The organism is Pseudochelatococcus lubricantis, from assembly GCF_011762225.1.
In the GTDB taxonomy this organism is placed as follows: Bacteria; Pseudomonadota; Alphaproteobacteria; order Rhizobiales; family Beijerinckiaceae; genus Pseudochelatococcus; species Pseudochelatococcus lubricantis.
Window position 1 is genome coordinate 284,818 of the sequence record NZ_JAASQI010000006.1, and the last position, 23,070, is coordinate 307,887.

Below are 23,070 nucleotides of genomic sequence, written 5' to 3' on the forward strand. Positions count from 1 at the left end.
GGATTGCCATGAGTATCGCTGCCCTTTCCCCGGCGCCTGCGCCCGCCGTGCGCCCGGCTGTCATCCGCGACGACGCGCAGGCGCTCGACGTGGCGCGCACATTCGCCGACGCCTTCACGCGCGATGCCTCCCTGCGCGACCGCGACCGCCTGCTGCCATGGGACATCCTGCCCGAGTATACCGCCAGCGGCCTGTGGGGCATCACGGTGCCGAGGGAATATGGCGGGCCGGGCGTTTCTACGGTGACGCTGGCAAAAACCGTCGCCACGCTGGCGAGCGGCGACGGTTCGCTGGCGCAGATTCCGCAGAACCACTACTATGCGCTGGAGGTGCTGCGCATCGGCGGCACGGCGGAACAGCAGGCGTTCTTCAACGGGCGCGTGCTGGCTGGCGAGCGCTTCGGCAATGCGCTGGCGGAAATCGGTGCGCGCGACTTCAAACGCCGCACGCGACTGGTGCGCGACCCCGCCGGCTGGTATGTGGACGGCCGCAAATTCTACTGCACCGGCGCGATCTTCGCCCATTGGATCCCGACGCTGACCGTGGCGCAGGAGGATGGCCGGGAGGTCACCTATCTCGTCTTCGTGCCCCGCACGGCCGAGGGCGTGACCATCGTCGACGACTGGGACGGCTTCGGCCAGCGCGTCACGGGCAGCGGCTCGGTCGTCTTCGAGCGCGTGGCGGTGAAGCCCGAATGGGTGGTGCCGTTTCTCGCCTCCTTTGAGCGGCCGACGACGATCGGCCCCTTCGCCCAGATCCTGCACGCGGCCATCGATCTCGGCATCGGCTGGGGCGCGTATCGCGAGATGCTGCCCTTCATTCGCGAGCGTTCCCGCCCCTGGATCGACGCGAAGGTGGAGCGCGCCGCGGACGATCCGCTGCTGCTGGAACGGCTCGGCGATGTCTGGCTGAGGCTGACGGCGGCCGAGGCGTTGCTGGAGCGGGCGGGCGAGGCGGTCGATGCCGCGCAGGGGGCGCCGGACGAGGACAGCGTGGCGCGCGCCTCCGTCGCCGTGGCGGAAGCACGGGTGCTCACCACCACCGCCGGACTTCTTGCCGCCAACAGGCTGTTCGAACTGACGGGCACCTCCGCCACCTTCGCGCAGGACAACCTCGACCGCTACTGGCGCAACGTCCGCACCCATACCCTGCACGATCCGGTGCGGTGGAAGTATCACGCGGTCGGCAACTTCTACCTGAACGGCAAACGCCCGCCGCGCCACGGAGCCCTGTGATGACGGTGAAAAAGCAAATCCTGCTCAATGCCTTCAACATGAACTGCGTCGGGCACATCAACCACGGCTTGTGGACGCACCCGCGCGATACCTCGGCCGACTACAAGACCCTCGGCTATTGGACGTCGCTCGCCCGGACGCTGGAGCGGGGGCTGTTCGACGGCATCTTCATCGCCGATATCACAGGCGTCTACGACATCTACCAGGGCGGCATCGATCTGACGGCACGGGAGGCGATCCAGTTGCCGGTCAACGACCCGACGGTGCTGGTCTCCGGCATGGCGGCGGTGACGGAACACCTCGGCTTCGGCATTACCGTCAACGTCAATACGGAGCACCCCTACACCTTTGCCCGCCGTTTCTCGACGCTCGATCATCTCACGGGCGGGCGCGTCGGCTGGAACATCGTCACCGGCTATCTCGACAGCGCTGCCCGCGCCGTGGGGCAGGAGGCGCTGACCGAGCACGACACACGCTACGACCGGGCGGACGAGTATCTGGATCTGCTCTACAAGCTGTGGGAGGGAAGCTGGGCGGACGATGCCGTGCACCGCGACCGGGCAGCGCGCGTCTTCACCGATCCCGCGAAGGTGCGGCCCGTTGCCCACGACGGCCGCTTCTACAGGTCGCACGGCTATCACCTGAGCGAGCCCTCCGTCCAGCGCACACCGGTGTTGTATCAGGCCGGGACGTCCGGACGCGGCAAGCAGTTCGCCGCGCGCCACGCCGAATGCGTGTTCATCTCCGCGCCCAACACGACGGTGGCGCGCGAGACCGCCCGCAGCTTGCGGGAACTTGCAGTGGCGTACGGCAGAAAGCCGGATGACATCAAGATATTCGTCGGTATCGCCGTGGTGCCCGACCGCAGCAGCGCGGCGGCGCGGGAGAAGCTGGCGGACTATGTGCGCCATGCCAATCCCGAGGCGGGCCTCGCGCATTTCGCGGCGAGCACCGGCATCGACTTTTCCCGTTACGATCCCGATGAGCCGGTCGCCTACGGGCCGTCGAATGCCATTCAGTCTGCGACGCAACTGGCGCGGAAGCGCGGCTGGACGCGGCGGCAGCTTCTTGGCCAACTGGGGCTTGGCGGGCGCCATCCGGTGATCGTCGGCGACGCCGTCACCGTTGCCGACGAACTCGCGCGCTGGATCGACGAGGGCGAGATCGATGGCTTCAACCTCTCGCGCGTCGTCACGCCCGAGACCTATGAAGACTTCATCGACATCGTGGTGCCGGAACTGCAGGAGCGCGGCCTCTACAAGACGGCCTACGCGGAAGGCTCGCTGCGCAACCGGATTTTCGGCGAGGGCAACAGGCTGCCCGCGCGCCATGCCGCCGGCGCCTATCGTTTCAACGCCTATCGCCTTCCTTCGGCGGAAGCTTCGGGAGCATCATCATGAGTCTTGAAATTTTCTGGTTCCTGCCGACCTCCGGCGACACCCGCTATCTCGGCAAGTCCGACTTCGGCCGCAAGCCGACCAACGCCTATCTGCGGCAGATCGCCGTCACCGCCGAGAACCTCGGCTACGACGGACTGCTCATCCCCACCGGATCGAGCTGCCTCGACCCGTGGGTGACGGCATCGAGCCTGGTGCCTGTGACCAGCCGCATCAAGCTGCTGGTGGCGCTACGCACCTCGCTGAGCGGCCCCACCGCCTCCGCCCGGCAGGCGGCGGCGCTCGACGAGGCGCTGGGCGGCCGCCTGCTGCTCAACGTGGTACCGGGCGGCGACGCCAAGGAACTCGCGGCCGACGGCGTGTTCTACGATCACGACACGCGCTACGAGGCGGCCGACGAGTTCCTCGGCGTCTGGCGGCGGCTGTTGCAGGGCGAGACGGTCGATTTCGCCGGCGATCACATCAAGGTCGAGGGCGCGCGCAATTTCCACCCGGCGGTGCAGCAGCCCTATCCGCCGCTCTATTTCGGCGGCTCGTCGCCCGCCGCTCACGAACTCGCGGCCAGGCATGTCGACGCCTATCTGACGTGGGGCGAACCGCCGGCGGCGGTGGCGGAGAAGATCGCCGACGTGCGCCGGCGCGCCGAAAAGTACGGGCGGACGGTACGTTTCGGCGTGCGGCTGCACGTCATCGTGCGCGAGACCGCCGCGGAGGCGTGGGCGGATGCCGACCGTCTCATCAGCAAGCTCACGGACGAGGACATCCGCCTCGCGCAGGAGAACTATTCCCGCATGGATTCGGAAGGGCAGAGGCGGATGGCCGCCCTGCACAGCGGGCGGCGCGACAGGCTGGAAGTGAGCCCGAATCTGTGGGCGGGCGTCGGCCTCGTGCGCGGGGGGGCGGGCACGGCGCTGGTGGGCGACGGGCAGACCGTCGTCGAGCGGCTCAAGGAGTATGCCGATCTCGGCGTCGACACCTTCGTGCTCTCCGGCTATCCGCATCTGGAGGAAGCGATCCGCTTCGCCGAACTCGCTTTCCCCTACCTGCCCGGCAAGCAGCCCGTGACGGTCCGCGATCAGGCGCTGACCGGCGGGGCCTTCGATATCCGCGCGAGCGAGCCGAAGCAGAGGGCGTCGGCATGAGCGCGTCGCATCCCGTCATCGATATGCGCTGCCGGCCGGCCTACCTGCACGACTTCTTCGGCGCGACCCCCGGCACCGCCGCCTACGAGACAGCCCGCTGGCTGAACCGGCGGGTCGGCACGCGCGGCGACGATTCTCACTTCGTCCGCTCGCGCACGCCCGAAGGCTTCCTCGCGGAGGTGCGGGAGGCCGGGCTCGCGAAGGCCGTCGTGGTGGGGCGGCATACGCCGGCGCAACATTTGCCCAACGACCGCATCCACGCGATCGTCTCGGGCGGCGACGAACTCATCGGCATCGGCGCCGTCGATCCGGTGCTGCAGGGCGAGCGCGGCGCGCTGGAGGAGGCTGAGCGCGCGGTGAAGGTGCTCGGGCTCGCGGGCATCGACCTCGAACCCGGTTTCGGCGAGCCGCCGCGCCATCCCGACGATCCGGTCTATTTCCCGGTCTATGAGCTTGCCGCCCATCTCGGCGTACCGGTCTTCCTGATGAGCGGCCCGACAACGCCGGACCCGCGCTACAACGATCCCTCGCCGCTCGCCCGCGTGGCGCAGGCGTTTCCATCGCTGCCCATCGTCGTCTATCACGGCTACTGGCCCAACGTGCAGCAGGCGATCGGCGTCGCCTTCCGCTACGACAACGTGCATCTCGTGCCGGACATGTATCTGTTCCAGCCCGGCACGCAGGCTTATGTCGAGGCGGCCAACAGCTTTCTGGCGGACCAGTTCCTGTTCGGGTCGTCCTATCCCTTCCGGCCGATCCGCCAGACCGTCGATGACTTCCTTGCCCTCGGCTTCCGGGAGGGGGTCGTCGAGAAGCTGCTCTACGGCAACGCCGCGCGCCTCCTCAAGGTCGGCTGAAGCGAGAAGCCGCGCGGCGGCCCCGCGCGGCACCCTTCGTTCCTCAAGCGCTATAGCCTGCCACGCCAGGGAACGAATATCTTCTCCAGCACACGGACCACGGCTTCGAGCAGGAAGGCCACGGCGGCGATGACGAGGATGCCCATGATGACGACATCCGTCACCAGAAACTGGGCGGCGGACTGGATCATGAAGCCGAGACCGCGTGTCGCGGCCACGAGTTCGGCGGCGACAAGCGTCGTCCAGCCCGCGCCGAGCGCGATGCGGATGCCGGTGACGATCTCGGGCAGGGCGCTGGGGAAGATGACATAGCGCAGCAATTGCGCGCGCGTGGCCCCCAGCGACCGCGCCGCGTCCAGCCTGTCCGGCGCGACGGAGCGGACGCCCGCCGCCGTGGACAGGGCGATGGGTGCCAGCATGGCGACGCCGATGACCAGCACCTTCGACACTTCGCCGATGCCGAACCAGATGATGACGAGCGGCAGATAGGCGAGCGGCGGAATGGGCCGCAGCAGCTCCAGCAGCGGATCGAGTATTCCCCGGCCGACGGGGCTGAGCGCGATGGCGAAGCCGACGGGAATGGCGATCGCCGCCGAGAAGAACAGCGCCGCGAACACTCGCGCAAGGCTTGCGCCGAGATGTTCCAGCAGCGTTGAATCGACGTAGCCTTCGGTAAGAACGGCGATGAAACGCTCGAACACCGCTGCCGGAGGGGGCAGAAACAGCGGCGCGATCATGCCGCTCGCCGTCACCGCCCACCAGATGGCGAGCAGGACGAGCAGTGTAGCGGCGGACAGATGGGCCACCCTGAGACGCCGCCCGCCGGCCGGCGCTCCCGCCGTCACATCCGGTTCGAGATAATCGGTCGCCGAACTCATGCGGCTGCCTCCCGCGTGAAGACAAGGTCCAGAACCCGCTCGCGCAGGTCGACGAAAGCAGGGTCGCTGCGCACGGACCGCAGGGTTTCCCCGCGGGCGAGGCGTGTGCCGAAATCGATGCCGAATTCCTGCGCCACACGCCCGGGCCGCGCGGCCAGCACGACGAGCCGGGTGCCGAGCAGCAGCGCTTCCTCGACATCGTGGGTGATGAACAGGATGCCGGGACCGAGCCGCTGCCAGAGGTCCAGCACGACCTCATGCATCTGCGCGCGGGTGAGGGCGTCGAGCGCGCCGAAAGGCTCGTCCATCAGCAGGAAATGCGGCTCCGCCATCAGCGCCCGGGCAAGGCCGACACGCTGGCGCTGCCCGCCGGACAGCTCCCATATCTTGCGACGTTCGAAGCCGGCAAGGCCGAGGCGCGCCAGGACAGCCTGGGCCCGCGGCCGGTATTCGCGTGCCGGAACCCCGCGCAGCTTCAGGGAAAGGGCGGTATTCTCAAGGGCGTCGAACCATGGCAGCAGCGCGTCATCCTGAAAGACGACGCCCCTGTCCGCACCCGGGCCGGTGATCTGTTCGCCGTTGACCAGCACCTGCCCGCCGGTCGGCTGCAGGAACCCCGCCGCCAGTTTCAGCAGCGTCGTCTTGCCCGATCCCGACGGACCGAGCACGGTGACGAAATCCCGCGCACCGAAAGTGAGGGACAGGTTCGCGATCACCGGCGGCGCGTTGCCGTAGCGGACGCTCACGTCCTGAAGCGACAGCCGTGACATGGTTCTCTCCCTCGAAATGCGGTCCGGCGACAGGATGCGCGATCCCCGGGCGGCGGTGCGCCCGGGGACCACGGAAGACGGTCCGCGATGCGCGCCGCGTTACGAGCCCGCCGCCTCTTTCACGAAGCGGTTCGTGATGTAGGGCGTGTAATCGGGCAGGGCGGCAGGTATCTTGTTCTGCTCCTTCAGGAAGCGGGCGGTGTCGGCTATCGCCTTGGCGAGCCCGCCGCCGAGCAGCTCGGCGGAGGCCTGCTCCTCCAGCGTGGGCAGTTCATTGCCCGCGAGGATGCCGGGCACGTCCTCCGCCTTGCCGCCGGTGAGGCGGGCGATGTCCTGCACCTCCTTAGAGGAAGCGGTCCACGCCGCCGGATTCTTGCGGTAGGCGGCATGGGCCTCGCCCGTGAGCTTCACGAACTGCTTCACGGCCTCGGGATGCTTCTCGATGAAATCGTTGCGGGCGATCCAGGCGTCGAAGGTCGGCGCCCCCCATTCCCCCACCTGCCTGGAGGAGGCGAGCACGGTGCCGCTGGCCTTCGCCCTGCCGAGCGCCGGATCCCAGACGTAGGTGGCGTCGATGTCGCCGCGCTCCCAGGCGGCGATGATTTCCGGCGGGCGCAGGTTGAGGATCTGCACCTGCTTCGGGTCGATGTTCCAGTGCTTCAGCGCCGCCAGCAGGCTGTAATGGCCCGTGGAGACGAAGGGCACGGCGATCTTCTTGCCGACGAGGTCTTTCGGCTCCTTGATGCCCGACTTGTCGGAGACGACGAGTGCTTCCGCATCGCCGAGCAGGCCGGAGATGAAGATGGTCTGGAACGGCACCTTGCTGGACGCAGCCGCCGTCAGCGGGCTCGAACCCACGAGACCGATCTGCACGTCGCCCGAGGCGATGGCGGCAATCACGTCCGCGCCGGCGTCGAACTTGCGCCACTCGACAGGCAGGCCGACCGCCTTCTCGTAAAGCCCCTCCGCTTGCGGAACCTTCGCGAGGTCCACGGTCGTCTGATAGCCGATCACGAGCTTGTCGGCGGCGAACGAAACGCCCGTGGAAGCGGCCAACGAGAAGGCAGCCGCCGTTGCAAGCAGAATACGCCGGGAAACAGCCATTGGAACCCCCATTACCAATCCTGAAACAATGAACGATTTAGCGCACGGGAAACGGATAATGTCAATTAATTCCATATAAAATGTCTAATTATAAAATCCACTGAAATATCATGATATTTACAATGAATGAGCCCGGCAGCGAACCGCCGGGCTCCTTTTCGCTCGGGAGAGACGCGCACGAGGCGCGGGGGAGGGCGGCCCCGGGACGAGGGCCGTCCATCTGGAATCAGAACGCCGGGAGCTGACCGGGGAACTTGTCCCTGATGAGCTGGCGGATGGTGTCGTTCTGATAAGCGGCGACCAGCTTCTTGAACACCGGCTTGTCCTTGTCCACGGTACGCACGGCGATGAAGTTGGCGTAGGGGTTGTTCTTGTCGGATTCGATGGCGATCGAGTCCTTGCCCGGCGTCAGGCCGGCCTGCACGGCATAGTTGGTATTGATGGTCGAGGCGTCGGTGTCGTCGAGGCTGCGCGGCAACTGCGCGGCGTCGATCTCGCGGATCTTGAGGTTCTTCTTGTTCTCGGTGATGTCGAGAACGGTCGGCAGCAGGCCGACGCCGTCCTTCAGCTTGATGAGGCCGAGCGACTGCAGCAGCAGCAGCGAACGCCCGCCGTTGGAGGGATCGTTCTGGATGCCGATGACCGCGCCGTCCTTCAGCTCGTCGAGCGATTTCACCTTTCTGGAATAGAGGCCGATCGGGGCGATGATGGTGTCGCCGACCGGGGTGATCTTGTAGCCCTTGGTCTTTATCTGGTTGTCGAGAAAGGGCTTGTGCTGGAAGGCGTTGGCGTCGAGATCGCCTGCGTCGAGCGCGGCGTTCGGCAGCAGGTAGTCGCTGAACACGACGACCTCGACGTCGAGCCCGTCCTTGGCGGCGATCTTCTTGACCTCTTCCCAGATGATCTCCGCGTCGCCCGCGGAGATGCCGACCTTGACCTTCTCCTGCGCCGCCGCCTGCTGGGTCAGCGCCGGGCTGGCAGCGAGCGCGAGGGCCGCGAGGGCCGAAAGAAACCAACGCTTCATGACAGAAACTCCTGACAGGCCGGCGCATGCCACCCCGGCGGCGCCGCCCGATTCAAAATCCGCACGTGCCCGCCGCGATATGCGCACAGCAAGCATTGTTTCTATTGATCATATAAATTCTATAGAATATATGTCAACTCGTTTCGACGGGAAGGGACATTCATACACATGACGATTTATGCGGTGCGGCCGCACACGCCGGACGGGGATGCGGCCGCCGCGCGCGCCGCCCGTCCGCGACATGGCGGGCGGGTGACGTTCGAGAACGTCGGCAAGGCGTTCGATACGCCGGGCGGACAAGTTTCGGCGCTGCGCGGCATCGGCTTCACGGTGGAGCCGGGCGAGATTTTTGGCGTCATCGGCCGCTCGGGCGCGGGCAAGTCGACGCTGATTCGCACGGTCAACGGGCTGGAGAAGCCCACCGCCGGGCGGGTGCTGGTGGAAAATGCCGCCGGGGAGCGCGCCGACGTGGGCAGCCTCTCCATCGGCGAGCTGGCGCGGCTGCGCCGCGACATCGGCATGATCTTCCAGCACTTCAACCTGCTCTCCTCGAAAACCGTGGAGCGCAACGTCGGCCTGCCTCTTCGTCTCGCAGGCGCCTCCCGCGCCGAGGAGGCCGGGCGCGTCGCGGAACTGCTGGCGCTCGTCGGCCTTTCCGACAAGCGCGGCCGCTATCCGCGCGAGCTGTCCGGCGGGCAGAAGCAGCGTGTCGGCATCGCCCGTGCCCTGGCGCGCCACCCCGCCATCCTGCTGTGCGACGAGGCCACCTCGGCGCTCGACCCCGAAACCACCCTGTCCATTCTGGACCTGCTGAAGGACATCAACCGGCGGCTCGGCCTGACCGTCATCCTGATCACCCACGAGATGGAGGCGATCCGCCACATCTGCGACAGGGTGGCTGTGATCGAGAAGGGCGAGATCGTCGAGATCGGCCCGGTCTGGCAGGTGTTCGGCGATCCGCGCGAGGAAGCGACGCGCGCCTTGCTCAAGCCCCACGCCGACGAACTGCCGGACGACCTGTCCGGCCGCATCGTGCCCCTGCCGGGTGAGCGGACGGTGCCGGTATTTGCCGTCACCTACACCGGCGCGGAGGCGGGAGAGCCCGATCTGGGCGGTCTGTTCGGCGTGCTCGGCGAAGGGGCGCGGCTGCTGCATGGCTCGCTCGACCGCATTCAGGGGCATGCGCAGGGGCGGCTGCTGATCGCCGCGCCCGCCGTCGCCCCGCAGCAGGCGGCGCAGGCGCTCGCCCGGCTCAACACCCTTCCCCCACGCGCGGAGATCATCGGCTATGTCGACGGCGCTCTTTAATCTCTTTCTCAACGCCGTGTGGGAAACGCTGCTGATGGTAGGCGTTTCCGGACTCGTCACGCTTCTCGTCGGCGGCCCGCTCGCCGTCGTGCTGGTGACGACCGGGCCCGGCGGCGTGTTCGAGGCGCCGCGCCTCAACCAGGTGCTGGGCGCTGTCGTCAACGGCTTCCGCTCTACGCCGTTCATCATTCTGCTGGTGGCGCTGATTCCGTTCACGCGGTTGATCGTGGGCACGACCATCGGTATCTGGGCGGCGATCGTGCCGCTCAGCATCGCGGCCATTCCATTCTTCGCCCGCATCGCGGAGGTGAGCCTGCGCGAGGTGGACAGGGGCCTCGTGGAAGCGGCGCAGGCCATGGGCGCCAGCCGCCTGCAGATCATCACGAGCGTGCTCGTTCCGGAGGCGCTGCCCGGCGTCGTGGCGGGCTTCACCATCACGCTCGTCTCGCTCATCTCCTCGTCCGCCATGGCCGGGGCGGTGGGCGCGGGCGGCCTCGGCGATCTCGCCATCCGCTATGGCTACCAGCGGTTCGAGACCACGGTGATGCTGCTTGTCATCGCGGTGCTGATCGCTATCGTAATGATCGTGCAGGGAACGGGCGACTGGTTCGCCCACCGGCTCAACAAGCGCTGAGGACGGGAGACATCATGCCGGAACAGGGCGGGATCGCGATCCCCGATGAAATCGCAGCCTTCAACGACGAGATCGTCGCCATCCGCCATGATCTGCACAGGCATCCCGAACTCGGCTTCGAGGAAGTGCGCACGGCCGGCATCGTCGCGGCCAAGCTGGCCGAATGGGGCATCGAGGTGCATCGCGGTGTCGGCCGCACCGGCGTCGTCGGCGTGCTGCGCGCGGGCAACGGCGGCAACCGCAGCGTCGGCCTGAGGGCGGACATGGACGCGCTGCCCCTGCACGAGGAAACCGGCCTGCCGTTCGCATCGGAGAGCGCCGGCCGCTTCCATGGCTGCGGGCATGACGGGCACACGGCGATCCTGCTCGCGGCGGCGCGCTATCTGGCCGCGACGCGGCAGTTCGACGGCACCGTGGTGTTCGTGTTCCAGCCCGCCGAGGAAGGCCTCGGCGGCGCGCGGGCGATGATCGACGACGGCCTGTTCGGGCGTTTTCCGGTCGACGAGATCTACGGTCTGCACAATTCCACCATCACGCCGCACGGGCATGTCCATGTGTCGCCGGGGCCGGTGCAGGCCGGGGCGGATTTCTTCGATATCGTCGTGCGGGGCAGCGGCGGCCATGCCGCTCATCCGCATGCTGCGCGCGACCCGATCGTGGCCTCCGCCGGGCTGATCACCGCGCTGCAGGGCATCATCAGCCGGCACACGCCGCCGCGCGAGGCGGCGGTGCTGTCGGTGACGGCGATCAATTCCAACACCGCCTACAACATCATCCCTGAAACCGTGCACCTGCGGGGCACGGTGCGCACGCTCGACGGCGCGCTGAAGAAGCGCATCGCCCAACGCATCCGCGCCGTGGCGGAGGGCGTGGCGCTGGCGCACGACGTGCGTGTCGAGGTTGATATCCGCGACGCCGTGACGCCCCTCGTCAACGCCGCCGAACAGGCCGACGCCGTTGCCGCGGCCGCCCGCGCCGTCGTCGGCGATGCCAACGTGAGCACGGACTGGCGGCCGAGCATGGGCAGCGAGGATTTCTCCGAATATCTCACCCATGTGCCAGGTGCGTTCTTCTCCCTCGGGCACCATGGCGATATTCCCCTGCACAGTCCGCGCTTCGTCCTCGACGACGGCATCTTGCCCGTGGGCGCGGCGCTGTTCGCCCGTCTCGTCCAGGACCGCCTGCCGCCGGAAGCATGAGCCAGCACTTATTTTCTATAAAATATATAGAGTGTATATTGACAGGGCCGGGCCGCTCTTCCATGCTGCCCGGCATGCGGTCGCCGCTGCCCGCGCCACGGTTGCGTGGCGGCGCGCCTTCCGGTCGTTCGAATGGTGGAAAAACTTATGTCGGATCAACAAACTTCCGCGCGGCGCCAACTTAATCTGAACCTGTTCATCTATCCCGGCGGCCATCACGAAGCCGCGTGGCGGTACAAGGATTCCGATCTCGAACACCTGCTGGATATCGGTTACTACATCGACCTCGCCCGCCAGGCGGAGGCCGCGAAGTTCGACGGCATTTTCTTCGCCGACGGCCCGGCGCTCGCCGACAATATCAGGTATGCCAGCCGCTTCCGGCTGGAACCGCTGACCTGGCTGTCCGCGATCGCCGCGGCGACGCAGCGCATCGGCCTGATCGCCACCGCCTCCACCACCTATTACGAGCCGTACAATCTGGCGCGGCTTTTTGCCTCGCTGGACCACATCAGCAAGGGGCGCGCGGGCTGGAACATCGTCACGACCGGCGCCGAGCAGGCCGCGGCCAACTTCGGCCTCGCCAGCCACCCGGCCCATTCGGAGCGCTACAGCCGCGCGCGCGAGTTCGTCGAGGTGATCGGCAAGCTGTGGGACAGCTGGGAGGATGGCGCCATCGTCGCCGATCGCGCCTCCGGCGTCTTCGCAGATACGGACAAGATCCACACCATCGACCACATCGGCCGCTATTTCAACGTGCGGGGACCGTTCAACTCGCCGCGCACCCCGCAGGGACGCCCGGTCTACGTGCAGGCCGGCTCGTCGGCGGACGGGCGCGCCTTTGCCGCGCAATACGCGGAGGCGATCTTCACCGCGCACCAGACGCTCTCCAACGCGCAGGAGTTCTACAAGGACATCAAGACGCAGGCGCGCTCCCTCGGCCGCAATCCCGATCACGTCAAGGTGCTGCCAGGCATCAGCCCCTTCATCGGCGCGACCGAGGCGCAGGCGCGCGCTCTTTATGACGAGTTCAACGAACTCACCCAGCCCGCCTATTCGCTCGGCCTGCTGAGCAGGCTGCTCGGCGTGGACGTCAGCGGCTACGACATCGACGCGCCCTTCCCGCGCGAGATCATCCCGGCCGAGGGTGAGCGAACGGTCGCCAGCCGCTTCAAGGTGGTGGTGGACATCATCGAGCGCGAAAACCCGACTATCCGCCAGTTGACGCATCGTCTGGCGGGAGCGCGGGGACACTGGGTGGCGGTTGGCACGCCGGAGCAGATCGCGGATAATATCCAGACGTGGTTCGAGAACGGTGCTGCGGACGGTTTCAACGTGATGCCGCCGTGGCTGACGGGCGGCTTCGATATCTTCGCCCAGGAGGTGGTTCCGATCCTGCGCAGGCGGGGACTGTTCCGCGAGGAATATACCGGCACGACGCTGCGCGAGCACTATGGCCTGCCGCGGCCCGAAAGCCGGTTCAGCTTTCCCGTGCGCGAGACTGCGTGATCGTCCGGGGCGGGAGCGCTTCTCCGCCGGTTGAAATCGGCAAGCGGGGCTTCCCCCCGCGCCTTTCTCCGCGATAATGGCCCTCCGTTGCCCTGCTTCACGTCAGGAAGCCGATATAGAGGAAACGACCCATGTCATCAGACGTCAAGCCATCAGACATCAAGCGGCCCGAGACCCTCGCGCTGCACGGCGGAACCTATCGCGCCGATCCGGCGACCGGCGCGGTCGCCGTACCGATCTACCAGACGACGTCCTATCAGTTCATCGACACCGACCACGCGGAGCGCCTTTTCGCGCTTGAGGAAATCGGCCACCTTTATACCCGCGTCTCCAACCCCACGCAGGATGCGTTCGAGCAACGCATCGCGGCGCTGGAGGGCGGCGCGGCGGCGCTTGCCGTCGCCTCCGGCCAGGCGGCCTCGGCCTATTCCGTGCTGAACGTTGCGGGCGCGGGCGACAACATCGTCAGCTCCACCGATCTCTACGGCGGCACGTGGGCGCTGTTCGCCTCCACCCTCCGGCATTTCGGCGTCGAGGTGCGGTTTGTCGATCCGGCGGACCCGGAAAATTTCCGCCGCGCCACGAACGGCCGCACCCGCGCCTACTATGCCGAATCCCTGCCCAATCCCAAACTGCAGGTGTTCCCGATCGCGGAAGTCGCGGCCATCGGTCGCGAACTCGGCGTGCCGCTGATCGTCGACAACACGGCGGCGCCGCTGACGATCCGGCCGCTGGAGCACGGCGCCGCGATCGTCGTCTATTCGGCGACCAAGTACATCGGGGGCCATGGCACCTCCATCGGCGGGGTCATCGTCGACGGCGGCAACTTCCCGTGGGAAGATCACAAGGACCGTTTCCCCACCCTGAGCGAGCCGGACCCGAGCTATCACGGCGCGGTCTGGATCGAGAAGGCGAAGCCGCTGGGGCCGGTGGCCTATGTGTTGCGCGCCCGCACGGTGCTGCTGCGCGACGTCGGCGCGGCGATCTCGCCCTTCAATGCCTTCCTGTTCATCCAGGGGCTGGAGACACTGCCGCTGCGCGTCCGCCAGCACAACGAGAATGCCGTCAAGGTCGCCGAGTTCCTGAAGGAGCGGGCGGAGGTGACGCGCGTCATCTTCCCCGCGTTCCAGACCGGCGAGGACGGGCGGCGTGCGCAGGCATATCTCCGGGGCGGCTACGGCGCGCTCGTCGGCTTCGAACTCGCGGGCGGCGTGGAGGCGGGCCGGCGCTTCATCGATGCGCTACGGCTCTTTTACCATGTCGCCAACATTGGCGACGCGCGTTCGCTCGCCATCCATCCCGCCACGACGACCCATTCGCAGCTCTCGGCGGAGGACCAGCTCCGGACAGGCGTCTCGCCGGGCTACGTGCGGCTCGCGGTCGGCATCGAACATCCCGACGACATTCTCGCCGATCTCGCCCAGGCGCTCGGCCGTGCGGGTGTGTAGGCGTTTCCGTTTTCCACAAGTGAGAAATCAGTTTCCTGAAAGTGAATAGGGGGCAATCATGGGGCTTTCAATCAGCGGTTTCCACAAGGCGCTGACGGCACGCTGGGGCCGCACGCTCGCGGCGTCGCTCGTCGTGGCGGGCGGCCTGCTGTCGGCCGAGGCGCAGGCCGGACCGACGCTCGACAAGATCACCCAGCGCGGTACCATCAAGGCGGGCGTGGGCACCACGCCGGGCTTCTTCTCGCCGGACAGCAACGGGCGCTGGCAAGGCTTCTTCGTCGATATCGGCCGCGCCATCGCCATCGCGACGCTCGGCAACCAGGACAAGATCGAGTTCACCGTCTCCTCGCCCCAGCAGCGCCTGCCGGCCTTGCAGGCGGGCGAGTTCGACATCCTGCTGTCGGGCGTCACCGTCACCATCACGCGCGCCTTCAAGCTCGGCTTCCACTTCGGCCCGACCGTCTTCTATGACGGGCAGGGCATCCTGGTACGCAAGGATCTCGGTGTGACGAAGGCCGCCGACCTCGAAGGCGCCACCATCGGCGTGCAGAGCGGCACGACGGGCGAACTCAACATCGCCGACTTCTTCCGCAGGCACGGCAAGTCCTTCAAGGCGCTGACCATCGAGGACACGCGGCAGTTCAACGCCGCGCTGGAGGAGGGCCGCGTCGACGCGATCACGCAGGACTCCTCTGACCTCGTCGGCAAGCGCAAGCAGCTCAAGAATCCCGAAAACTACGTGCTGCTGCCCGAGCGTCTGTCCAAGGAGCCGCTCGCACCCGCCGTCGCCGGCGGCGACGACCGTTGGCTCGAACTCGTCAACTGGTCCGTGAACGCCCTCATCCAGGCGGAGGAATGGGGCATCACCTCGGCGAACGTCGACGAGTTCCTGAAGTCTGAAGACCCGGCGATCCGCCGCTTCCTCGGCGTCGATCCGTCGGTCGGCGAGGCCATCGGGCTCGATCCGAAATGGGCCTATAACATTGTCAAGACGCTCGGCAACTACGGCGAGCTGTTCGACCGCCACCTGAAGCCGCTCGGCTGGGAGCGCGGCTACAACAACCTGTGGACGAACGGGGGCCTGCTCTATTCGCCGCCGTTCCGCTGAGCCGGAATACCGCACGTGTCTGAAACAGGTCTGACCCCGGCCGCGCCGGGGCCTGCCGGCCGGATAAGGGCCTGGTGGGGGCCGCGCATCGTCACGCAGATCGTGACGGTCTGCGCGGTCCTTGCCCTGTTCTGGCTGCTCGGCCAAAACACCGCCACCACCATGGAGCGCATCGGGATCGCGCCCGGTTTCGGCTTTCTCGGACATTCCGCGAATTTCGAGATCGGCGAGACATCCATCCCCTTCAGCGCCGGCAATACCTATGCCTATGCGATGCTGGTCGGCCTCATCAACACTGTCAAGGTGGCGTTGCTGGGCTGCATCCTGACGACGATACTCGGCGTCACCATCGGCATCGCCGGCCTGTCGGGCAACCTGCTGCTCGCCGGCCTCGTGCGCGGCTACATCGAGATCGTCCGCAACACGCCGCTGCTGCTGCAACTGTTCTTCTGGGTGTCGCTGACGAAGGCGTTTCCACCGCCGCGACAGGCGGCGCCGCTTTTCGACGCCGTGTTCCTGACGAACCGCGGCGTGTTCTTCCCCGCGCCGATCTTCGACGGGATGCCGGACGGCGCGGGCTGGCTGATCGGTCTCCCGCTCGCGGGATACGGTCTCTTCCTGTGGTTCGCCCGCCGCCGGGGCGCGCTGACCTTGCGGCGCGGGTTGCTGGCGGCGCTCGCCTGCCTCGCGCTTGCCGCCGCCCTTCTCGCGGGGAACGGGGTGAGCATCGGTTTCGACGTGCCCGTCCTCGCCGGCTTCAACATCCGCGGCGGCGTTACCATCACGCCCGAGTTCACGGCGCTGCTGGTCGGGCTCACGGTGAAGTTCTCGGCGGCGATCGCCGAAATCGTGCGCGCGGGTATCCAGTCGGTGGGGCAGGGGCAGTGGGAGGCCGCGCGGTCGCTTGGCATGCATCGCGGGCAGATCATGCGCCTCATCGTCATTCCGCAGGCGTTGCGGGTGATCACGCCGCTGATCACGTCGAGCTATCTCGACCTGACGAAGGATTCGAGTCTCGCGGTCGCCATCGGGTATCCCGACCTCGTCAGCGTCATCAACACGACGGCCAACACCACGGGGCAGGCCTTCGAGGCGCTGATCATCCTGATCGGCGTGTTCGTGACCATCAACCTGTCCGTGTCCTACGCCATGAACGTCTACAACCGGCGCGTCGCGTTGCGCGGGAGCGGCCCCCGATGACGACGCTCGACAACATTCCGGGTGCTCTGTCCCGTGGTCCGGAAACGCCGGAGCCGGAGGCCGGGTCGCGTAATGTCCGCCTGCCGCTCTGGCGACGCCTGCGGGCGGGGCTTTTCGGCACCCCGGGCAACACGGCGATCACGCTTGCCACGCTGCTCGCACTTGCCTGGACGGTGCCGCCGTTCCTGCGCTGGGCCGTCATCGACGCGACATGGAGCGGCACGTCGGAGGAATGCGCCGCAGCGGCGGGCGCGTGCTGGGCGTTCGTCGCCGCGAAGTTCCGCTTCATCAGTTTCGCCTTCTACCCGCCCGCGCTGCACTGGCGGCCTTTTCTCGTGGTCGTGCTGCTGCTGGCGCTGCTCGCGGCGACGGCGCTGCCGCGTTTCTGGCGTCGGGGGCTGTTGCTGGCGTGGCTTGCGGGCATCGCCGCCTGCTGGCTGCTGATGGCCGGCACGCTCACGCCGCCCCCCGTACCCTCCAACCAGTGGGGCGGGTTGCCCGTCACGCTGCTGGTATGGACCGTCTGCTTCGGGATAGCGACGCCGCTCGCCATCGGCCTGGCGCTTGCCCGCCGGTCCGACATGCGCAGCGTCAAGGTGCTGGCCATCGCCTTCATCGAGCTGATGCGCGCCATTCCCATGGTCGCCATCCTCTATGTGGCGATGCTGATCCTGCCCATGGCGGTGCCCGACGGCCAGCTCATCGACAAGACCATCCGCGCGATGGTCATGATCACGCTGTTCTGGTCGGCCTATCTCGCGGAGGTGGTGCGCGCCGGCCTGCAGGCGATTCCGCCGGGGCAGGACGAGGCGGCCATGGCGCTGGGGCTCGGCTACTGGCGCAGGATGCAGCTCGTCATCCTGCCACAGGCGCTGCGCACCGTCGTGCCGGCGATGGTGAACCTCGCCATCGGCTTCCTGCTCGCCACCTCGCTGCTCGCCGTGATCGGCATCGTCGACCTGCTCAACGCCGCCCGTGCGGCGGCCACCGACCCGAGCTGGCTCGGGTTCTACGACGAGGCGTATCTGTTCGTTGCCGCGATCTATTTCGCCTTCTGCTTCGGCGGATCGCGCTACAGCATGTGGCTCGAACGCTATCTCGGCGCCGCGAAAGAGCGCGGGTGAGCCAGCTGTACGCGGCGGATTGCGGCGGCAGGGCCTTTACAACGCCCTGTCGCCCGACCATCTTTTCGCCCGAGGGCGGCAGGATTTTTTCCGAGTGACTGGAGGAACGCGATGACCCATGAACGTGCTTTGCTCGCAGGCGGTTGCTTCTGGGGCGTGCAGGACCTTGTCCGCCACCACAAGGGCGTCGTCTCGACGCGCGTCGGCTATTCCGGCGGCGATGTGCCGAACGCGACGTATCGCAACCACGGTACCCATGCCGAGGCGATCGAGATCATCTTCGATCCGGCGGTGGTGAGCTACCGGGAACTGCTCGAATTCTTTTTCCAGCTCCACGATCCGACCACGCCCGACCGGCAGGGCAACGACATCGGGACGAGCTACCGCTCGGCGATTTTCCATACGTCTCCCGAGCAGGAGCAGATCGCGCGCGAGACCATTGCCGATATCGATGCATCCGGCCTGTGGCCGGGCAAGGTCGTGACCGAGGTCGCGCCGGCCGGGCCTTTCTGGGAGGCCGAGCCGGAGCATCAGGATTATCTGGTGCGCTATCCGAACGGCTACACCTGCCACTTCGTGCGCCCCGGCTGGCGGCTGCCGGCGACGGCCGACCGGTCCTGACCGGCCGTCGCGGTTCGCGCCTTGGAGTTTTTCTCATTTTGATTGAATCAGAAAGCTGAAAAACTCTTGAGCCTGCGCGGCGTTAGAGCGTTGAAAAAGCGAAGCTTTTTCTGCCATAGGCAAATACTGGAGTGTTTCTGTCTTTGACAGAAATACTCTAGTCGAGCCCGAGCTTGCCGCGCAGGGTGGAGAGGTCTTCCGCCAGCGTGTTGACGGCGCCGGCCAGCACATTGCGGTCGGCGTCCGTCAGCTTCTCGTAGCTCTGGAAGCCATTGCCTTCCTTGTACTTGGCGAGGATGACGTCGACGCGGTTGAAGTTGCCCTCGACCTTCTTGACGAACTCCCCGTCATCCTTGGGCAGCAGCGGCCGGAACAGATCGAAGATCTTGCGGGAGCCGTCGAAATTGCCTTGGAAGTCCCACAGGTCGGTGTGGCTGTAGCGGTCTTCCTCGCCCGAGATCTTGGTGGCGGCGACTTCCTCCATCAGCACGGCGGCGCCGCCGACGACTTTCTCCGGCGGGAAGGTGAGGCCGGCGATGCGCTTGTGCAGCTCCTCGACGTCGGCCAGCAGCTTGTCGGCAAAGGGGCCGAGCTCGGCGGTGCTGTTCTTCTCCCACAGGCCGTATTCGATACGGTGGAAGCCCGTGAAGCCGGGGTCGGCCTCGGCCTTCTCGTGGTCGTCCGCACGCGAGTCGATCGCGGCGTCGAGGTCCGAGAACAGTTCGGCGATCGGCTCTATCTGCTCGTAGCTCACGCGCGTGGGTGCGAACAGGGCCTTGGCCTTCTCCACGTCCCCGGCCTTCACGGCGTCGGTGAACGCCTTCGTGTCCTTGACGAACTGCTGCGTCGCCTTCGTGACGTAAATCTTGTACTCAGCCACCGGCGCGACGAGGTCGAGCGGCGACACCGCCGCGGCGGCTTGCGCCAGCACCGGCGCCGACGGGGCGGCGAGCGTGAGGGAACCGAGCGCCAGCGTGGTCGCGGCGGCGAATGACAACAGACTTTTCTTCATGAGGGGAACTCCGGTTGTCGAGTGGATCATCCTGCGGCCGGTACGAGGTGCGCCGCCGCGAGCAGCGGGCGGGCGAAAAAGTCGTTTTCGTCGCGCACGCCGGGAAGGGTGAAGAAATAGCCGCCGCCCACGGGCTTGATGTATTCCTCCAGCGGTTCGCCGTCGAGGCGGCGCTGGACGGTGATGAAACCGTTGAGCAGGTTGGCCTGATAGCAGATGAACAGGAGGCCCATGTCGAGCTGGCCCGATTTCGTCACGCCGTTCGAATAGTTGAACGGGCGGCGCAGAATCAGGTTCGTCTCGCTCTCCGGCGTGCGCGGATTGGCGAGCCGGATATGGGAATCGTGAGGCGTGTGGACGCCGTCGGGGTCGCGGCCGAAGTCGGGAACGTCGAATTCGCTTGCCCCGGGACCGCCGTCGAGCGGCGCGCCGCTGTCGCGCGCGCGGCCGAAGATGCGCTCCTGCTCCCGCAGCGGCGTGCGGTCCCAGCGCTCGACGAAGTTGCGGATGATGCGCACGGCCTGATAGGTGCCGCCCGCCATCCACTCCGGCTCCTCCCCGCCGCGTTGCACCCACAGGATGCGGTTCATCAGCGCCGTGTCGTTGGCGTCCGGATTGGCGGAGCCGTCGCGGAAGCCCAGGAAGTTGCGGGCACTCTCGGCCGGCCGGTCCGGCACCTCCGGCAGCACGGGCACGGCGCCTTCCTGCTTCCAGCGCAGCCAGAGCAGATCGGGCAGGTTCTTGACGATGTCCCGCAGCGCGTGGATCGTTGTGTCGGCGGTGTTGGCGCAAAGCTGGATAGACAGGTCGCCGTGGCACAGGTCGGCGTTGAGCGCGTCGTTGGGGAACGCCGTCATGCGCTCCAGATACTTCGGCCTGAAAGGCCCGAGACCGAAGCGCCCGTCGAACAGCGATGAGCCCACCGAGACGGTGACGGTGAGATTGTCGGGGATGACCACCGGCCCCAGGATGCCGGAATCGGTGGGCGGGAAACGCGGGTCGCGCACCGGCGGCGTGCCGCCTTCCATCAGGAAGCGCGTCCGTTCCGTCAGTGTGCGGAACAGGCGCACCAGCTCGTCCGGGGTCTGCGCCAGCACGTCGAAGGACGCCACCATGCCGCAGGCCGGCCGGGGCGTGACGACGCCAGCCTGATGCTCGCCGAGGAAGGGCTGCTTCTCGGCGGTGCGGTCGCTCACCGGCGCCGTTGCCACATTGCCGCCGGCGGCGGGCTCGCGGGCAAGGCCGGGACGGGGCGCGACGCCTGCCATCATACCGGCGAGCGCCAGCGCGTTGAGGCCAAGCGCCTTCAGGATGTCGCGCCGCACGGGCGAATACGGCTTCAGGCGCGGCTCGCGCACGGGGCTGTCCGGTTCGTCGATCATGCGCCGTTCCTTCATTCGAGACCGATGGAGGCGTTGAGCTTGCCCGTTGCGTCCGCCAGCGCCTGCAGGCTCGCGGCGATGGCGGCGCGGTCCTCCCGGCCGACATCGCCGAGGCGCGCGTAACCCTGCGGGCCGCGCAAACCGTCGATGCGGGCAACCGCCGCATCGAGCTTCGCCTGCGTTTCCGTGGCGAGCGCCGGATCGGCCTTCGCCACCAGCGGCTGCAGCAGGCCGATCACCTTGCCCGCGCCGGCGAGGGTCGCGGCGAGCGAGTCGATGTCCGTGCCGCTGTAGCGTTCCTCGCCCTCGCTTGCGATGCTGCCGGCCCAGCGCGTCAGCAGCGTCCTCGCGCCGTCCGCCATCCGCTCCGGCGGCAGTTGCAGGGCGCCGAGCCGTTCTTCCAGCGTGGTGACGTCCGCGAGCAGCCGCTCCGCGACGGGCGTGAGGCCGGCGAGGTCTCCCTGGGCGAACAGCCCGTATTCCAGACGGTGGAAGCCCGTGAAGGCGGGATCGGCCTCGCGCTTTTCGAGATAGTCGGCGCGGGCGCTGATCGCGGCGTCGAGATCGACGAAGCGCTGGGCGGCGGGTTCGATGTGCCTGTAGAGCGCGCGCGCCGGCACATAGAGCGCCCTGGCGCGCGCAAGGTCGCCATCGCGGACGGCGGCGGCGAGGTCCGCCGTGGCGCTCGTCAGGGCGCCGGATTCCAGCGCCAGGTAGACGCGGTACTCGGCGAGCGGGCCGATGAAAGCCGTCAGCGCCGGCCGGGCGGCGTTTCCGGCATCTGCCGAAGGGGTGACGGTGAGCGTGCCGCGCGGATTGCTGAGCAGGCCGCAGGTGATCTGGAACGTGCCCGTATCGAGCCTTGCCGTCAGCGTCGACGAGAAGCCGGGGGCGATGTTCTCACGCTCTTCCACCACCATCACGCCATCGAGAATTTCCCACTCCACGGTGCGGTCGGAGTTGTTGACGATGCGGAAGGTGCGCCGCCCGGCCGGAACCGTCAACTCGTTGGGATCGCAGGTTTTTCCCGTGATGGTGACGGTGATGGCGTCGTCCGGCGCGGGCTGTGGTGTCTTGCGGGAGGCAAGATAGAACACCGCGCCGCCCGCGATCACGAGCACGACGGCGCCGGCGACGGCAAGCCGCGCCAGGCGGGAGGACGGTGGGGCGGCCTTCTCGCGGCCGGCGTTGTCTTGCGGAGATGCCATGATGAAAATGACCTTGTTCAGCCCGGCGATCCGGAGACGGCGGACGGCGCGGGGGGCGCCGGCGTCCACAGGAACCAAGGCAGCGTCAGCGCGAGGAACGCGATGTAGGCGATGACCTCGCCGACCGCCGGCGTTTCGTGATAGCCGAAAAGCCCGGCGAGTACGCTGCCGGCGACGCTGTCGAGGGGGAGCCAGTGGCTCGCGTCGAAGGCGGTTGCCTGCAGGCGGTTCCACACGCCCGCCTCGTGCAGCGCGCGCAGGGCACCGGCGAGGATGCCCGCGGCCACGAACAGGATGAATATCCCCGTCCAGCGGAAGAAGAGGCGCAGGTTGAGCCGCACGCCGCCCCAATAGATGCCGTAGCCAAGCGCCGCGGCCGCGAGGAGGCCGAGGAGCGCGCCGAGCGGCACGGCCAAGCCCTCGCTCTGCTGGAAGATGGCGAGCAGGAAGAACAGCGACTCGAGTCCCTCGCGCGCCACGGCGAAGAAAGCCATGCCGATGAGCGCCAGCGTGGCATTGCGGCCGCCGGTGAAGGCCGCGTCGATATGGTCGTGAAGCTCGTGCCTGATGGACCGCGCCACCTTGCGCATCCAGAACACCATCGACGTCAGCACCACGACCGCGACGAGCCCGATGATGGCCTCGAACAGCTCCTGCGCCTTCTGCGGAAAGCCGGACGACAGCGCCTGCAGGGCTGCGCCCGCGAACAGGGTGAGCGCGAGGGCGAGAAGAATGCCGACCCACACGGCCGGCAGCCACGCGGCACGCCCGGTCTGCTTCAGATAGCCGGCGATGATACCGACGACGAGCGCTGCCTCAAGACCTTCACGCAGCATGATCAGGAACGGAGCCAGCATCGTCTATGTCCACATAACCCTCAAACGTTCGCGGGCGACGAACGCCCGCGAACCCG

The 23,070-nt window shown here is 67.3% G+C and carries 21 protein-coding genes; 13 read left to right on the plus strand and 8 right to left on the minus strand.

Annotated elements, in window-relative coordinates; genetic code table 11:
- Nucleotides 1–8: 8 nt before the first annotated feature.
- Genes FHS82_RS13995 through FHS82_RS14010 form a run of 4 tightly spaced genes read left to right on the plus strand, consistent with a single transcriptional unit; the run spans nucleotide 9 to nucleotide 4,631 of the window.
- The gene (locus tag FHS82_RS13995) at nucleotides 9–1,235 is read left to right on the plus strand and encodes an SfnB family sulfur acquisition oxidoreductase (protein ID WP_166953856.1); all 1,227 of its coding nucleotides are present in this window, start codon (nucleotides 9–11) and stop codon (nucleotides 1,233–1,235) included.
- Nucleotides 1,235–2,635 carry an LLM class flavin-dependent oxidoreductase gene (locus FHS82_RS14000; protein ID WP_208394247.1) on the plus strand — a complete coding sequence of 467 codons (1,401 nt, stop codon included), beginning with the start codon at nucleotides 1,235–1,237 and terminating at the stop codon, nucleotides 2,633–2,635. The genes FHS82_RS13995 and FHS82_RS14000 overlap by 1 nt, the downstream gene beginning before the upstream one ends.
- A complete protein-coding gene (ssuD, locus tag FHS82_RS14005) occupies nucleotides 2,632–3,774 on the plus strand; it encodes an FMNH2-dependent alkanesulfonate monooxygenase (protein WP_166953858.1) in 1,143 nt (380 codons plus the stop codon). Before FHS82_RS14000 ends, ssuD begins: the two co-directional genes overlap by 4 nt.
- The gene (locus FHS82_RS14010) at nucleotides 3,771–4,631 is read left to right on the plus strand and encodes an amidohydrolase family protein (RefSeq protein WP_166953860.1); all 861 of its coding nucleotides are present in this window, start codon (nucleotides 3,771–3,773) and stop codon (nucleotides 4,629–4,631) included. The genes ssuD and FHS82_RS14010 overlap by 4 nt, the downstream gene beginning before the upstream one ends.
- A 50-nt stretch (nucleotides 4,632–4,681) precedes the next feature.
- Here FHS82_RS14010 and FHS82_RS14015 read toward each other — a convergent pair whose 3' ends face one another.
- From FHS82_RS14015 to FHS82_RS14030, 4 genes are all read right to left on the minus strand, one after another.
- Complete coding sequence (locus FHS82_RS14015) at nucleotides 4,682–5,509, minus strand: ABC transporter permease subunit (RefSeq protein ID WP_166953862.1); 828 nt, start codon at nucleotides 5,507–5,509, stop codon at nucleotides 4,682–4,684.
- Entirely contained in the window at nucleotides 5,506–6,279 is a 774-nt protein-coding gene (locus FHS82_RS14020; RefSeq protein WP_166953865.1) for a taurine ABC transporter ATP-binding protein, read from the minus strand. The genes FHS82_RS14015 and FHS82_RS14020 overlap by 4 nt, the downstream gene beginning before the upstream one ends.
- 99 nt (nucleotides 6,280–6,378) lie before the next feature.
- Complete coding sequence (gene tauA / locus FHS82_RS14025) at nucleotides 6,379–7,383, minus strand: taurine ABC transporter substrate-binding protein (RefSeq protein WP_166953867.1); 1,005 nt, start codon at nucleotides 7,381–7,383, stop codon at nucleotides 6,379–6,381.
- A 226-nt stretch (nucleotides 7,384–7,609) separates the two neighbouring features.
- Nucleotides 7,610–8,407 carry a MetQ/NlpA family ABC transporter substrate-binding protein gene (locus FHS82_RS14030; RefSeq protein WP_166953869.1) on the minus strand — a complete coding sequence of 266 codons (798 nt, stop codon included), beginning with the start codon at nucleotides 8,405–8,407 and terminating at the stop codon, nucleotides 7,610–7,612.
- A gap of 168 nt (nucleotides 8,408–8,575) precedes the next feature.
- On the opposite strand from FHS82_RS14030, the gene FHS82_RS21365 reads away from it, so the two are divergent.
- From FHS82_RS21365 to msrA, 9 genes are all read left to right on the plus strand, one after another.
- Nucleotides 8,576–9,715 carry a methionine ABC transporter ATP-binding protein gene (locus FHS82_RS21365; protein WP_166953871.1) on the plus strand — a complete coding sequence of 380 codons (1,140 nt, stop codon included), beginning with the start codon at nucleotides 8,576–8,578 and terminating at the stop codon, nucleotides 9,713–9,715.
- The gene (locus tag FHS82_RS14040; RefSeq protein ID WP_166953873.1) at nucleotides 9,696–10,349 is read left to right on the plus strand and encodes a methionine ABC transporter permease; all 654 of its coding nucleotides are present in this window, start codon (nucleotides 9,696–9,698) and stop codon (nucleotides 10,347–10,349) included. The genes FHS82_RS21365 and FHS82_RS14040 overlap by 20 nt, the downstream gene beginning before the upstream one ends.
- A gap of 14 nt (nucleotides 10,350–10,363) precedes the next feature.
- Nucleotides 10,364–11,548 (plus strand): amidohydrolase, encoded by a 1,185-nt coding sequence (locus tag FHS82_RS14045; RefSeq protein ID WP_166953875.1) that lies wholly within the window; start codon nucleotides 10,364–10,366, stop codon nucleotides 11,546–11,548.
- Nucleotides 11,549–11,695: 147 nt separating this feature from the next.
- Complete coding sequence (locus FHS82_RS14050; protein ID WP_166953877.1) at nucleotides 11,696–13,054, plus strand: LLM class flavin-dependent oxidoreductase; 1,359 nt, start codon at nucleotides 11,696–11,698, stop codon at nucleotides 13,052–13,054.
- 131 nt (nucleotides 13,055–13,185) lie between these two features.
- Nucleotides 13,186–14,502: an O-acetylhomoserine aminocarboxypropyltransferase/cysteine synthase family protein gene (locus FHS82_RS14055; RefSeq protein ID WP_166953878.1), complete on the plus strand. Its 1,317-nt coding sequence runs from the start codon at nucleotides 13,186–13,188 to the stop codon at nucleotides 14,500–14,502.
- Nucleotides 14,503–14,560: 58 nt separating this feature from the next.
- A complete protein-coding gene (locus tag FHS82_RS14060) occupies nucleotides 14,561–15,610 on the plus strand; it encodes an amino acid ABC transporter substrate-binding protein (RefSeq protein WP_166953880.1) in 1,050 nt (349 codons plus the stop codon).
- A 15-nt stretch (nucleotides 15,611–15,625) separates the two neighbouring features.
- Nucleotides 15,626–16,810: an amino acid ABC transporter permease gene (locus FHS82_RS14065; RefSeq protein ID WP_343042580.1), complete on the plus strand. Its 1,185-nt coding sequence runs from the start codon at nucleotides 15,626–15,628 to the stop codon at nucleotides 16,808–16,810.
- Nucleotides 16,807–17,934: an amino acid ABC transporter permease gene (locus tag FHS82_RS14070; RefSeq protein WP_166953882.1), complete on the plus strand. Its 1,128-nt coding sequence runs from the start codon at nucleotides 16,807–16,809 to the stop codon at nucleotides 17,932–17,934. Before FHS82_RS14065 ends, FHS82_RS14070 begins: the two co-directional genes overlap by 4 nt.
- Before the next feature lie 111 nt (nucleotides 17,935–18,045).
- Nucleotides 18,046–18,555 (plus strand): peptide-methionine (S)-S-oxide reductase MsrA, encoded by a 510-nt coding sequence (gene msrA / locus FHS82_RS14075; protein WP_166953884.1) that lies wholly within the window; start codon nucleotides 18,046–18,048, stop codon nucleotides 18,553–18,555.
- Nucleotides 18,556–18,712: 157 nt separating this feature from the next.
- Here msrA and efeO (FHS82_RS14080) read toward each other — a convergent pair whose 3' ends face one another.
- The 4 genes from efeO (FHS82_RS14080) to efeU are packed head-to-tail and all read right to left on the minus strand — an operon-like array spanning nucleotide 18,713 to nucleotide 23,014.
- On the minus strand, nucleotides 18,713–19,567 hold the full coding sequence (gene efeO / locus FHS82_RS14080; RefSeq protein WP_166953886.1) for an iron uptake system protein EfeO: 855 nt from the start codon (nucleotides 19,565–19,567) through the stop codon (nucleotides 18,713–18,715).
- Between the two features lie 26 nt (nucleotides 19,568–19,593).
- Nucleotides 19,594–20,949, minus strand: a complete 1,356-nt coding sequence (gene efeB / locus FHS82_RS14085; protein WP_166953888.1) for an iron uptake transporter deferrochelatase/peroxidase subunit — start codon at nucleotides 20,947–20,949, stop codon at nucleotides 19,594–19,596.
- An 11-nt stretch (nucleotides 20,950–20,960) separates the two neighbouring features.
- Nucleotides 20,961–22,157: an iron uptake system protein EfeO gene (gene efeO, locus FHS82_RS14090; protein WP_166953890.1), complete on the minus strand. Its 1,197-nt coding sequence runs from the start codon at nucleotides 22,155–22,157 to the stop codon at nucleotides 20,961–20,963.
- A 17-nt stretch (nucleotides 22,158–22,174) separates the two neighbouring features.
- Complete coding sequence (gene efeU, locus FHS82_RS14095) at nucleotides 22,175–23,014, minus strand: iron uptake transporter permease EfeU (protein WP_166953892.1); 840 nt, start codon at nucleotides 23,012–23,014, stop codon at nucleotides 22,175–22,177.
- Nucleotides 23,015–23,070 lie beyond the last annotated feature (56 nt).